Consider the following 12,538-nt stretch of genomic DNA (forward strand, 5'->3'; position numbering starts at 1 on the left):
GGTACCCCCACGCTGCGCCTTCGGCTTGCTGCCCCCGAGGGGGGGCGCATTTGCCTTGGGGCGGCCCGGCGGCAAAAGGCTCCCCGGCCGATGGTCGGACAGCAGAGGGCCGGCGCCGCTTGGGCCGGCCCGCACGCCCGGGAAATCGCCGGGCGTATACTGGGCCGCTATCCAGTGGCGCCCGAGGCGGCGCCCGTATCCGCCAGCAATACCGGCCAGAAATACCCGCCAGGAAGACCCCCAATGAATGCCCTGACTGAAGGCCAGCGTCTGCGCCGCCCCGTTCCCGATGCCATGTGGGAGGCCCTGCAGGCGCGCTTCGGCGACCGCCTGTCGCGCGCCGAGGCCGTGCGCGAGCACCACGGCCGCGACGAGTCGCCCTATCCCGCCATGCTGCCCGACGCGGTGGTGTTCGCCCAGGGCACGGATGACGTGGCTTTCGTCGCGGGCCTGTGCAACGCGCACGGCATTCCGCTGATTCCCTATGGTTCGGGCTCGTCGCTGGAAGGCCATCTGCTGGCCATCGAGGGCGGCATCAGCCTGGACCTGCAGGCCATGAACCAGATCGTCTCGGTCAATGCCGAGGACCTGACCGCCACGGTGCAGGCGGGCGTGACCCGCAAGCAGCTGAACGAGAACCTGCGCGACACGGGTCTCTTCTTCCCCATCGATCCGGGCGCGGATGCCAGCCTGGGCGGCATGGCCGCTACGCGCGCCTCGGGCACCAACGCCGTGCGCTACGGCACGATGCGCGAAAACGTCATGAGCCTGACGGTGGTCACCGCCGATGGCCGCGTGATCCGCACGGCGAGCCGCGCGCGCAAGTCGTCCGCGGGCTACGACCTGACCCGCGTGTTCGTGGGCAGCGAGGGCACGCTGGGCATCATCACCGAAGTCACCGTGCGGCTCTATCCGCAGCCCGAGGCCGTGGCCGCGGCGGTCTGTAATTTCGATTCGCTGGACGCCGCCGTGCAGTGCGTGATCGAGACCATCCAGCTGGGCGTGCCGGTCGCGCGCGTGGAGTTCATGGATGCCGCCGCGGTGCGCAGCGTGAACCTGCACAGCAAGATGACGCTGCGCGAGTCGCCCATGCTGGTGTTCGAGTTCCATGGCAGCCCCGCGGGCGTGCAGGAGCAGGCGGGCCTGGTGCAGGACCTGGCGCGCGAGCATGGCGGCAAGGACTTCGAATGGGCCGAGCGCCCGGAAGACCGCAACCGCCTGTGGACCGCGCGGCACAACGCGTATTTCGCGGGCCTGCAACTGCGCCCGGGGTGCCGCGCCAGCACCACCGACGTATGCGTGCCGATCTCGCGTCTGGCCGAGTGCGTGGGTGCCGCGGCGCAGGCCCTGGCCGCGGCCAGCTTTCCCTCGACCATCGTGGGGCACGTGGGCGATGGCAACTTCCACGTGCTGATGTTGCTGGACCCGGACAGCCAGGCCGAATGGGACGAATCCGAGCGCATTAACCATGCCATCGTGCGCCAGGCCATCGAGGCCGACGGCACCTGCACGGGCGAGCACGGCGTGGGCCTGCACAAAATGCAGTTCATGGCTCAGGAACATGGCGAGGACGCGCTGGCGCTCATGCGCAGCCTGAAGCACGCCTTCGACCCCAACAACATCCTCAATCCCGGCAAGATCGTGTCTTGGTAAGGAAACGCTTCAACGAGGCGCGCAAGCGCCTCGGGAAGACCCGTCCCTAGGGAAAATCCGGGCCTGCGCAAGCGTGGTGGTCCAGGATATCTTCCCTGCATGAGCGCCATCGTCGAGACAGGCATCGCGGCCACGCCTGCGTCGCCCACCCAACAAGAACTGATCGCGGCCCTCAAGGGGATATTGCCCACGCATTGCATCCTGCACCGCGAAGAGGAGACGCGGCCGTACGAGTGCGATGGGTTGTCGCTGTACCGCGCCTTGCCCAAGGCCGTGGTGTTGCCCGAGACCGAAGCCCAGGTGCAGCAGACCTTGCGCCTGTGCAAGCGGCTGAGCGTGCCGGTCGTGGCGCGCGGGGCAGGCACCGGCCTGTCGGGCGGCGCCATGCCGCATGCCGAGGGCGTGCTGCTGGGCCTGGCCAAGTTCAATCGCATTGTGCGCATCGACCTGCCCAGCGCCACGGCCGTGGTGCAGCCGGGCGTGCGCAACCTGGCGATTTCCGAAGCGGCCGCGCCATATGGCCTTTATTACGCGCCCGATCCATCCAGCCAGATCGCCTGTACGATCGGCGGCAACGTGGCCGAGAACTCCGGCGGCGTGCATTGCCTGAAATATGGGCTGACCGTGCACAACGTGCTGCGCGTGCGCATGGTCACCATGGACGGCGACGTCGTCGAGCTGGGCAGCCTGGCGCCCGATGCGTCGGGGCCGGACCTGCTGTCGGCCTTCATCGGGTCCGAGGGCATGCTGGGCGTGGTCACCGAAGTGACGGTCAAGCTCGTGCCCAAGCCGGCGCGCGCCGTGGTCATCATGGCCAGCTTCGCGTCGGTGGAGTCGGCCGGCGACGCGGTGGCCGCGGTCATCGCCGCGGGCATCATCCCCGCCGGCCTGGAAATGATGGACAAGCGCGCGGTCGCGATGGTGGAGCCCTTCGTGCGCGCGGGCTACGACCTCGAGGCCGAGGCCATCCTGCTGTGCGAATCCGATGGCACCGACGCCGAGGTGGCCGACGAGGTCGCGCGCATGGAGGCCGTCTTTGCCAGCGTGGGCGCCACGCGCATGCAGGTGTCCACCACCGAGGCCGAACGGCTGCGCTTCTGGGCGGGCCGCAAGAATGCCTTCCCCGCCGCGGGCCGTGTCTCGCCGGACTACTACTGCATGGACGGCACGATTCCGCGCCGGCACCTGGCCCGCGTGCTGTCGGCCATCCAGCAGATGGAGGACGAATACGGCCTGCGCTGCGCCAATGTTTTCCACGCCGGCGACGGCAACCTGCATCCGCTCATCCTGTTCGATTCCAACAAGCCCGACGAAGTGCGCCGTGCCGAGAAATTCGGATCGGCGATTCTGGAGCTCTGCGTACAGGTGGGCGGCACGGTCACGGGCGAGCACGGCGTGGGCATGGAGAAGATCAACGAGATGTGCGTGCAGTTCTCGCGCGAGGAGCTGGATGCCTTCAAGGCGGTGAAGGCGGCCTTCGACCCGAGCGGCCTGCTCAATCCGGACAAGGTGATTCCCACGCTGGCGCGCTGCGCCGAGCACGGCAAGATGCACGTGCACCATGGCGCCTTGCCCTTTCCCGAACTGTCGCGGTTCTAGGCACGGAGGCCCGCATGGAATTCGTGTTGTCCGAACTGTGCGACCAGGTCATGACCGCGAGCGCCGCGCATCGTCCGCTGCACGTGGGCGGCGGTGGCACCAAGGCGTTCTATGGCAATGGCCGCGCCCCGCAGGGCGAGCCCCGCCACGTGCTGGACATGACGGTGTATCGCGGCGTGGTCACCTATGAGCCGTCGGAACTGGTGGTGACCGTGCGCGCCGGCACGCCGCTGGCCGAGCTGGAGGCCACGCTGGCCGCGCAAGGCCAGATGCTGGCCTTCGAACCGCCGCATTTCGGCGCGAATGCGACCGTGGGCGGCTGCGTGGCGGCCGGCTTGGCCGGACCGCGCCGCGTGGCGGCGGGCGGCGTGCGCGATTTCGTGCTGGGCGCGCGGCTGCTGGATGCGCAGGGCAGGGTGCTGCGCTTTGGCGGCGAGGTCATGAAGAACGTGGCGGGCTACGACGTCTCGCGGCTGCTGGCGGGCTCGCAAGGCATATTCGGCGCGTTGCTGGACGTGTCCTTGAAGGTCGTGCCGCGGCCCATCGCCGAGGCGACGCTGCGCCTGCAGATGGGACAGGCCCAGGCGCTGGCGCAGTTCGGCACCTGGCGCGGCAAGCCGCTGCCCATTTCCGCGACGGCCTGGCGCCAGGCGGAGGGGCCGGCGGACAGCGGCATCCTGACGGTGCGCCTGTCGGGGGCGCCGGCCGCCGTGGACGGCGCGCGGCGCCTGCTGGGTGGCGAACTCATGGCCGACGGCGAGGCGCAGGCGTGGTGGCAAGGCCTGCGCGAGCACACGCTTCCCTTCCTGGCGCAGGGCCCGTTGTGGCGCCTGGCCGTGCCGCCCATCACGCCGCCATTGGGCCTGGGCCCGACGCTGATCGAGTGGGGCGGCGGGCAACGCTGGCTGGCGGGCGGGCACCTGTCGGCTGCGTCCTTGCGGGCCGCGGCCGCGCAGGTAGGCGGCCACGCCACGCTGTTTCGCGCGGGCGAGGCGGGCGGGCCCGCCGATGGCGTCTTTCATCCCTTGGCGCCGGCGGTGGCCGCGATCACCCGCCGCCTCAAGGAAGAATTCGATCCGCTGGGGATATTCAATCCCGGGCGCATGATTCCGGGCCTCTGATCCATGCAGACCAATCTTGCCGAGTGGGCGCGCGACACCGAGACAGGCCGGGAGGCCGACGAGATCCTGCGGCGCTGCGTGCACTGCGGCTTCTGCACGGCCACCTGTCCGACCTACCAGGTGCTGGGCGACGAGCTGGACAGCCCGCGCGGCCGGATCTACCTGATCAAGCAGGTGCTGGAAGGCGAGGCGCCCACGCGCGCCACGCAGACACACCTGGACCGCTGCCTGACCTGCCGCAACTGCGAGACGACGTGTCCTTCGGGCGTGCAGTACGGCCACCTGATCGACATCGGGCGCGCGCTGGTCGAGGAGCGCGTGCAGCGGCCGCTGGCCGAACGCATGAAGCGCGCGGCCTTGCGCCGAGGCTTGAACTCCCCCTTGTTCGCGCCGGCCTTGCGCCTGGGGCAGGCGCTGCGCGGCGTGCTGCCGCCGGCCTTGCGCCGCAAGGTGCCGTTGCGCCGTCCCGTGGGCGTGGTGCCGCGTGGCGAACAGCACGCCCGGCAAGTGCTGCTGTTGGCGGGGTGCGTGCAGCCCGCCATGATGCCCACCGTGGATGCGGCCACGGTGCGCGTGCTGGACGCCATCGGCATCGGCGCGCGCGTGGCGGCGGGCTCGGGCTGCTGTGGCGCGGTCAATTTCCACCTGGATGACCAGCAGGCCGGGCTGGCGCAGATGCGCGCGAACATCGATGCCTGGCTGCCGCTGGTGGAACGGGGCGACGTCGAGGCCATCGTGATGAACGCCTCGGGTTGCGGCGCGATGGTGCGTGAGTATGCCCATCACCTGCGCGCCGATCCGGTCTATCGGCCCCGGGCCGAACGCATCGTGGCGCTGGTGCGCGACGTGAGCGAGCTCGTGGCGCCACACGCCGCGACCTTGCGCGAACGCCTGGGCACGTCGCTGCACGCGCGCCGGGCGGCTTTTCATCCGCCTTGCACCCTGCAGCACTGGCAGGGCCTGCGGCCCCTGACGGAGAAGCTGTTGGCCGACCTGGGCTTCGCCTTGCAACCCTTCCAGGACACGCATCTGTGCTGCGGCTCGGCGGGCGCCTATTCGGTCATGAATCCCGGGATTGCCGGGTCGCTGCGCGACCGCAAGCTTGCCGCGATCGGCCAGACCCGGCCGGATGTCATCCTATCGTCCAACGTCGGCTGCATCGGCCATTTGCAGGGGGGCACCGAGACCCCGGTGCGGCATTGGATCGAGGCCGTGGACGAGGCTTTGTCGCGGGCGCCCGCCCGGGCCTGAGACACCGGTTCGTTCCCGGTTCGTCCCCCGCGGATGCGAAATCCGGCGGCAAGTGTTTCAACTTGTCAATCGCCCACGCAGGGCGCGCGGCGTATGCTTGAATGCAGCTATTTTCCCAACACGCCCGGCGTGCCAGCCGGGCCGGCAGGAGGTAGAGGCAGCATGCGCAATCACCTTAACGGCATCGATCACGTCGTCGTCGTCGTGGGCGACCTGGATCAGGCGGTCAGCGACTACGAGGCGCTGGGATTCAACCTGACGCCGCGCGGCCACCATTCCCTGGGCTCGGCCAATCATTGCGCCATGTTCGGCAAGGACTACCTGGAGCTGCTGGGCCTGCCGCCTGGCTTCACTGGCGCGCCTGCCTTCGCGCGTTTTCTCGAGGCGGGAGGGCCTGGCCTGGCCGCGCTGGCCTTGCGCACCGACGATGCACAAGGCGCGCATGCCGAGTTGCTGGTGGCGGGCATGACGCCGGGCGAGGTCCGCGATTTTTCGCGGCCGGTGGACCTGGACGGCCGGCAGGCCGAGGCGCGGTTTCGCACCCTGGACATGCCGCCCGCGGGCACGCCCGGCGCGCACACCTTCGCGTGCCAGCACTACACGCCCGAAGTGGCCTGGCGGCCGGGCTATGACTCGCATCCCAACGGCGTGACCGGACTGGATGCGCTGGTGCTGGTGTCGGAGACGCCCGAGCATGACCTGGAGTGTTATGGGGCCTTGCTGGACGTGCCGGTGGCGCCTTACGGCCTGGGATGGCGGCTCGAGATGCCGGGCGCCAGCCTGATCGCGGTCGAGCCGGGAAACGTGGATTGGCTGGCGCACGGGCAGCGGCATGCGCCGCGTGCCTTGCCGCACCTGGCGGTGATCCGCTTCCGCGTCGCGGACCTGGCGCGCACCGCCGGCGTGCTGGCCCAGGCGGGAGTGTCGTTCCTGACGCAGGCCGATGGCAACCTGCAGGTGTCGCCCGATCACGCCCAGGGCGTGACCGTGGTCTTCGTGCTGTAAAGGCATCGATGGCGGGCCGGCAGGCCCGCCTGCTTCATACCTGCGCCAGCGTCCAGGCGGCCAGCGCGAGCGTGAGTTCGCAGAGGTCGTTCTTCAGCGTGGCGTAGCGCTCGTTCGGACGCAGGGTCACCTCGTCCATGTACAGCTTGCGGTTCAGCTCGATCTGCACGCTGTGGCGGCCCTTGGCCGGATCGCCATAGGCCCGCACCAACTCCACGCCCTTGTACGGATCGTTCACCGACACGCCGTAGCCCCGCTCGCGCAGCCAGGCGGCGATGAACTCGCGGAAGGCCGGATCGCTGGTGCTGCCGTCGCGGTCGCCCAGCACGACATCGGGGTGGACGAGGCCGGGCTGGTCGGTGGCGAACTTGCCCGCGACGCTGGGCATGGAGTGGCAGTTCAGGTGCCAGACCTTGCCGAAGTGGCGGTGGGTCTCGTCCAGCGTGTCGCGCAGGCGCGCGTGGTAAGGCTTCCAGCAGGCTTCGATGCGGTGCCTGACTTCGGCCAGCGAGAGTTTGCGGTCATAGAGTGGCGTGCCGTCATCCAGCAGGCGCCAGATCAGGCCCTTGCCCAGCCTTACCTTGGCCGACGGCTCGAGGGCTTCGGGCCAGGCTTCCTCCAGCAGTTCAGGGTCGATGTCCTCGAGGCCGCGGTTGGCGTCGATGTAGGCGCGCGGGAAGGCTGCTTGCAGCAGCGGCACGCCGATGGCCGGCGCGTCGCTCCAGAGGTCGCCGACCCAGGTGTCCTCGGCGGTGCGCAGCACGCCCGGCTCGATGACGGAACGGAAATCAGGGGGGTAGGCGGTGCCGCTGTGCGGCGAGTCCAGCACCAGCGGCGCGGCGATGTCGGTGTCGGGAAAGGCGTCGGGGGCGTCCAGCCGGTAGGACAGGGGATGGGTAATCAGCATGATGGGGATGGGCCTCGCTGCCGGCCCCGCGCTCGCCAGGGGTGGCGGGCGCGGACTGCGGCCGGCGGTTGGTGGGCGCCGCGGCCGGTGCCGCGGTGCCTTGCTCGCTGTGGCGACGGGGGTCAGTCGATCTTGATGTTGGCCGTCTTGGCGATGCGCTTGTTCTTCTCGACCTCGTCGGCGATCTGCTTGGCGAAGGCGTCGGGGCTGTTGCCCACGGGCTCCGCGCCCAGGCTGACCAGACGCTCCTTGACCGCCGGATCGGCGGCGGCCTGCTTCACGGCAGCCGACAGCTTGTCCAGGATTTCCTTGGGCAGATTGGCGGGCGCCACCAGGCCGAACCACGAAGGATCGTTCACGGGCGCCAGGCCCACTTCAGCGAAGGTCGGCACGTCGGGCAGGGCGGCCACGCGCTTGGGCGTGGCGACGGCCAGCGCGATCAGCTTGCCGGCCTGCACGTGCGGCAGCGTCGAGGGCAGGTTGTCGTACATGACGTCGACCTGGCCGGCCAGCGCGTCGTTCAGCGCCGGGCCGACGCCACGGTAGGGCACGTGCATCAGGTCGGTGCCCGAGGCGCTCTTGAACAGTTCGCCCATCATGTGCGAGACCGAGCCGTTGCCGGCCGACGCATAGGTGTACTTGCCGGGCTCGGCCTTGGCGGCCTTCACGAAGTCGGCCATGTTGCGCGCGGCGACGCGGTTCGGGTTGACCGTCATGATGTTGGGAACGGCGGCCAGGTTCGAGATCGGCGTGAAGTCCTTCAGCACGTCGAAGGGCAGCTTGGGGTAGACGGCCGGGTTGATGCCGTGGGTGCTGACGGTGGCCAGGCCCAGGGTGTAGCCATCGGGCGCGGCGCCGGCAACGTAGCTGCTGCCGATCGAGCCGCCCGCGCCGCCCTTGTTCTCGACCACGACGGTCTGGCCCAGTGCCTGGCCGAGCTTGTCGGCATACAGCCGGCCGACCAGGTCGGTGGTGCCGCCCGCCGGGAAGGGCACGACGAGGCGGATGGGCTTGTTGGGGTAGTTGTCGGCGGCCACGGCGGCGCCGGAGAAGACGGAGGCGGTCAGCGCGGCGGCGGCACAGACCTTCAGGAGGGTACGGCGGTCTTGCATGGGATTCCCCTTGATATGGTTTCGTAGGACGGCGGTTGTCTGGACCCCGCGTCCAGATGCGGCCAGGGCGCGGGGCGTGGGCTCGCGTCAAGCACACAGGGCATTCTTGTCCGCCCGGCGGCGTTTGTACAAACGAAAAAATCTCCCTAAGCTATGACTTAATTTCATGGCTGAGGGCAAGCCTGCCTTCAGCGTCACTGCAAAAAGTACGCCTCATGCGCCGTTTCTGCCCTTCGCTGACCGAACTGATCGCCTTTGAATCCGCCGCCAGGCATGGCAGTTTTACCCGCGCGGCTGAGGAATTGTGCGTGACGCAGGGCGCGGTCAGCAAGCAGGTGAAAAGCCTGGAGGCGACGGTCGGCGTGGAGCTATTCCTGCGGGTCAGGCAAGGACTGATGCTGACCGACGCTGGACGCGGATACCTGAGCCAGATCAAGGGCGGCCTGGACCAGATCGAGACGGCCAGCCTGGACCTGCTGTCGCACCGCGGCCAGGGCGGCTTGTTGACCTTGACCAGCATGCCGACCTTCGGCGCCAAGTGGCTGATTCCCCGATTGAACGCCTTCCTGCGCCTGCGCCCCGACATCCGCATGGAGTTCCTGCCGCACCATCGCGGCTATGATTTCTCGGTGCCCAAGCTGGATGCCGCCGTGCGTTATGGCGAAGGGCTGTGGCCGGGCGCGCGCGCCGATTACCTGGGCGGGCGAGAAGTGGTGCCTGTCTGCAAGCCGCAATTGATCGCGGGCGGAGAGCGGCAGCCCGCCGATCTGCTGCGGTATCCGCTGCTGCATCACACGACGGCTCCCCAGGGCTGGCACGAATGGTTCGAGCGCGCCGGCTGCGCCTCGGCCCGCAGTTGGGAGGGTTCGCGCTTCGACCAGTATTCGCTGCTGACCGAGGCCGCCGCTGCCGGTTTCGGGCTTGCGCTGATCCCGCGCTGCCTGGTCGAGGACGAGCTGCGCGACGGCAAGCTGGAGGTGGCGGTGAACCTGCCCATCCTGGCCAGCCAAGGGTATTACCTGTGCTATCCGGAGCAGAAGGCCAACCTGCCTGCCCTGCAGGCCTTCCGCGCCTGGCTGCTGACCCAGGTGGAGGCCGATCCGCTGGCCGCCTGAGAGATCGGACCGGGCGCGGGCGCGTTGCCGGGCGGGTCAATCCGGAGCCTGGCGGGCGCCTCAACTAGAATGACGGGCTGAACGTATCGCTTTCCTGCCCCCATGACCACCAGCAGCAGTGCCCCTGTTTCCGAGTCCGGCGTCGCGTCCGCGGATGCCGTCCCGTCTTCCCGTCCCGCCCGCGCGGCGCGTCCCACCAAGGGCCGCGTCGTGGTCGGCATGTCCGGCGGCGTCGATTCCTCCGTCACGGCCTGGCTGCTGAAGGAGCAGGGCTATGAGGTGGTCGGCCTGTTCATGAAGAACTGGGAAGACGACGACGATTCGGAATACTGCTCCACGCGCCAGGACCTGCTGGACGCGGCCAGCGTGGCCGACATCGTGGGCGTGGACCTGGAGGCGGTGAACTTCGCCGCTGAATACAAGGATCGCGTCTTCGCCGATTTCCTGCGCGAGTATTCCGCCGGCCGCACGCCCAATCCCGACGTGCTGTGCAACGCCGAGATCAAGTTCAAGGCCTTCCTGGATCACGCGATGGGCCTGGGCGCCGAGTTCATCGCCACGGGCCACTATGCCCGCGCCCGCACGGTGGATACGCCCGCCGGCCCGCGCCGCCAGCTGCTGAAGGCGCTGGATGCCAGCAAGGACCAGAGCTATTTCCTGCATCGCCTGAACCAGGCGCAACTGGCGCGCACGATGTTCCCGCTGGGTGAGCTGCCCAAGACACAGGTGCGCCGCATCGCCACCGACATCGGCTTGCCCAACGCAGCCAAGAAGGATTCCACCGGCATCTGCTTCATCGGCGAGCGGCCGTTCCGTGAGTTCCTGAACCGCTACCTGCCCACGCAGTCGGGCCCCATCCGCACGCCGGACGGCAAGGAGGTGGGCAAGCACCAGGGCCTGGCCTTCCACACGCTGGGACAACGCAAGGGCCTGGGCATCGGCGGCGTGAAGGGCCGCCAGCGCGAGGATGGCACGGCCGATGCCTGGTACGCCGCGCGCAAGGATCTGGCCAGCAACACCTTGTACGTCGTGCAGGGCCATGACCATCCCTGGCTGCTGTCGCGCGCGCTTTCGGCGCAGGATGCCAGCTGGATCGCTGGCGAGCCGCCGGCCGCGGGCGCCTATGGCGCCAAGACGCGCTATCGCCAGGCCGACGCGGCCTGCCGCCTGCGTGCCGTTGCGGGCAGCGAGACCTTCGCGCTGGATTTCGACGCACCGCAGTGGGCGGTCACGCCGGGGCAGTCGGCGGTGCTCTACGATGGCGACGTCTGTCTGGGCGGCGGCATCATCGTGTGATGTCGGGCCCTCGCCTGGCGGGGGCCTCGGGTTTTATCTACAGTCAAAAAAGAGAGGGGAAGTCGTGGATCCGTTGTTTCTGGTAAGTCTGCTCGCGCTGGGTGCCGTCGCGGGGTTCGCCGCCGGCCTGCTGGGCATTGGCGGCGGCATGCTGATGGTGCCGTTCCTGACCATGCTGTTCACCTGGCAGAAGATGCCGCTGGATCTGGTCGTGCATGCGGCCATCGCTACCTCGATGACCTCCATCCTTTTCACCTCGCTTTCCAGCGTCTGGGCCCACCAGAAGAAGGGCGCCGTGCGCTGGAACATCGTCTGGGCGATGGCGCCGGGCATCATCATCGGCGGCCTGTTCTCGGGCGGCGCGGTCTTCGCTTATCTCAACACCGCCTGGCTCTCGCTCTTCTTCGCGCTCTTCGTCGGCTATTCGGGCTACAGCATGATCAACGGCAAGAAGCCCAAGCCCACGCGCCAGATGCCGGGGCCGGTGGGGACCACCGCCGTGGGCGGCGGCATCGGCTTCCTGTCGGGCCTGGTCGGCGCGGGCGGCGGTTTCCTGTCCGTGCCCTTCATGACCTGGTGCAACGTGCCCCTGCACCAGGCAGTGGCCACGTCCGCGGCGCTGGGCTTTCCCATCGCGCTGGCCAACAGCATCGGCTACATCTATGCGGGCCTGTCGCAGGATGTCAGCCAGCCGGGCATGCTGGGCTACATCTATTGGCCCGCGCTGCTGGCCGTGGTGGCGGTCAGCGTGCTGCTGGCCCCGCAAGGCGCCAAGGTGGCGCATCGCCTGCCGGTGGGGTCGCTGAAGAAGGTGTTCGGCGGCCTGCTGTTCCTGCTCGCCGCCTACATGCTCTACAAGGCCTGGGTGGCATTTGCCGTGGGGGCATGAGCCTCGTTTGCGCACATAAAAAGGCACCGCATGCGCGGTGCCCTCGCCCTTCGTTGTAACGTGCAGCGCCCCCTTAGGCCACGTTCTTTTTGACGATCTGGCTAAAGCAACCAGCGCCGAACTCCGTCTGCAATCGCTGGTGGAATCGCGTGGCTTCCATTGTATGGAATTTCGCGGTAAATTGCGCTCCGTAACAGGGAGGGCGACATGGCTGGACGCGCAATTATCCGCAAAGGCGACACCACGTCCCATGGGGGGATCGTGATCGAAGGGCACCCCATGGGCGTGCTGTTCGGGCGCGAAATTGCCCTTGTCGGGCATCGTGTGATGTGCTCGAAATGCAAGGGAGCTTTCCCGATCCTGCCCGACACGGGCCGGCGCCACACTTTCATGAATAAAGAGACGGCGGTCGAAGGCATGCGTACCGCCTGCGGGGCGGTGTTGATCGCATCGCAGACCGTGGCTCGTATCGGAGAGGCTGAGGGGGCGGCACTCCCGAAAACAGCGCCTCGCTGCAAAGTGAAACGCTTTGTCTGGAATGCCTGGAAGCCGCCTCGCGCAATGCAGCGACCACCGTGGGGCGGGGTTAG

General features: G+C 68.6%; 10 protein-coding genes and 1 pseudogene. 9 read left to right on the forward strand and 2 right to left on the reverse strand.

Annotated elements, in window-relative coordinates; translation table 11 throughout:
* Window positions 1–243: 243 nt before the first annotated feature.
* The 5 genes from ODI_RS08535 to ODI_RS08555 all read left to right on the forward strand — a co-directional run bounded on the left by ODI_RS08535 (window position 244) and on the right by ODI_RS08555 (window position 6,629).
* Window positions 244–1,653 carry an FAD-binding oxidoreductase gene (locus tag ODI_RS08535; RefSeq protein WP_067755206.1) on the forward strand — a complete coding sequence of 470 codons (1,410 nt, stop codon included), beginning with the start codon at window positions 244–246 and terminating at the stop codon, window positions 1,651–1,653.
* A 99-nt stretch (window positions 1,654–1,752) separates the two neighbouring features.
* A complete protein-coding gene (locus tag ODI_RS08540) occupies window positions 1,753–3,252 on the forward strand; it encodes an FAD-linked oxidase C-terminal domain-containing protein (protein ID WP_067755209.1) in 1,500 nt (499 codons plus the stop codon).
* A 14-nt stretch (window positions 3,253–3,266) separates the two neighbouring features.
* A complete protein-coding gene (gene glcE / locus ODI_RS08545; RefSeq protein ID WP_098020877.1) occupies window positions 3,267–4,373 on the forward strand; it encodes a glycolate oxidase subunit GlcE in 1,107 nt (368 codons plus the stop codon).
* A 3-nt stretch (window positions 4,374–4,376) separates the two neighbouring features.
* Window positions 4,377–5,624, forward strand: a complete 1,248-nt coding sequence (gene glcF / locus ODI_RS08550; RefSeq protein ID WP_067753239.1) for a glycolate oxidase subunit GlcF — start codon at window positions 4,377–4,379, stop codon at window positions 5,622–5,624.
* A 162-nt stretch (window positions 5,625–5,786) separates the two neighbouring features.
* Complete coding sequence (locus ODI_RS08555; protein WP_067753242.1) at window positions 5,787–6,629, forward strand: VOC family protein; 843 nt, start codon at window positions 5,787–5,789, stop codon at window positions 6,627–6,629.
* 34 nt (window positions 6,630–6,663) lie between these two features.
* On the opposite strand, the gene ODI_RS08560 is transcribed toward ODI_RS08555, so the two are convergent.
* Both ODI_RS08560 and ODI_RS08565 read right to left on the reverse strand, forming a co-directional pair.
* Entirely contained in the window at window positions 6,664–7,536 is an 873-nt protein-coding gene (locus tag ODI_RS08560) for an N-formylglutamate amidohydrolase (RefSeq protein WP_067753244.1), read from the reverse strand.
* A 122-nt stretch (window positions 7,537–7,658) separates the two neighbouring features.
* The gene (locus ODI_RS08565) at window positions 7,659–8,648 is read right to left on the reverse strand and encodes a Bug family tripartite tricarboxylate transporter substrate binding protein (RefSeq protein WP_067753246.1); all 990 of its coding nucleotides are present in this window, start codon (window positions 8,646–8,648) and stop codon (window positions 7,659–7,661) included.
* 215 nt (window positions 8,649–8,863) lie between these two features.
* Between ODI_RS08565 and ODI_RS08570 the strand changes: the two genes are divergently transcribed.
* From ODI_RS08570 to ODI_RS08585, 4 genes and pseudogenes are all read left to right on the forward strand, one after another.
* Window positions 8,864–9,763, forward strand: a complete 900-nt coding sequence (locus ODI_RS08570; protein WP_067753248.1) for a LysR substrate-binding domain-containing protein — start codon at window positions 8,864–8,866, stop codon at window positions 9,761–9,763.
* A 102-nt stretch (window positions 9,764–9,865) separates the two neighbouring features.
* The gene (gene mnmA / locus ODI_RS08575; protein ID WP_082985286.1) at window positions 9,866–11,059 is read left to right on the forward strand and encodes a tRNA 2-thiouridine(34) synthase MnmA; all 1,194 of its coding nucleotides are present in this window, start codon (window positions 9,866–9,868) and stop codon (window positions 11,057–11,059) included.
* Between the two features lie 64 nt (window positions 11,060–11,123).
* Window positions 11,124–11,948, forward strand: a complete 825-nt coding sequence (locus ODI_RS08580) for a sulfite exporter TauE/SafE family protein (protein WP_067753251.1) — start codon at window positions 11,124–11,126, stop codon at window positions 11,946–11,948.
* A gap of 207 nt (window positions 11,949–12,155) precedes the next feature.
* A pseudogene (locus ODI_RS08585) lies at window positions 12,156–12,538 on the forward strand (PAAR domain-containing protein).

Source organism: Orrella dioscoreae, assembly GCF_900089455.2.
In the GTDB taxonomy this organism is placed as follows: domain Bacteria; phylum Pseudomonadota; class Gammaproteobacteria; order Burkholderiales; family Burkholderiaceae_B; genus Orrella; species Orrella dioscoreae.

Excerpts from the sequence above, each read along its gene's own strand:
- ODI_RS08535 (WP_067755206.1), top strand. The coding sequence starts at position 244 with ATGAATGCCCTGACTGAAGGCCAGCGTCTGCGCCGCCCCGTTCCCGAT.
- ODI_RS08540 (WP_067755209.1), top strand. The coding sequence starts at position 1,753 with ATGAGCGCCATCGTCGAGACAGGCATCGCGGCCACGCCTGCGTCGCCC.
- glcE (WP_098020877.1), top strand. The coding sequence starts at position 3,267 with ATGGAATTCGTGTTGTCCGAACTGTGCGACCAGGTCATGACCGCGAGC.
- glcF (WP_067753239.1), top strand. The coding sequence starts at position 4,377 with ATGCAGACCAATCTTGCCGAGTGGGCGCGCGACACCGAGACAGGCCGG.
- ODI_RS08555 (WP_067753242.1), top strand. The coding sequence starts at position 5,787 with ATGCGCAATCACCTTAACGGCATCGATCACGTCGTCGTCGTCGTGGGC.
- ODI_RS08560 (WP_067753244.1), bottom strand. The coding sequence starts at position 7,536 with ATGCTGATTACCCATCCCCTGTCCTACCGGCTGGACGCCCCCGACGCC.
- ODI_RS08565 (WP_067753246.1), bottom strand. The coding sequence starts at position 8,648 with ATGCAAGACCGCCGTACCCTCCTGAAGGTCTGTGCCGCCGCCGCGCTG.
- ODI_RS08570 (WP_067753248.1), top strand. The coding sequence starts at position 8,864 with ATGCGCCGTTTCTGCCCTTCGCTGACCGAACTGATCGCCTTTGAATCC.
- mnmA (WP_082985286.1), top strand. The coding sequence starts at position 9,866 with ATGACCACCAGCAGCAGTGCCCCTGTTTCCGAGTCCGGCGTCGCGTCC.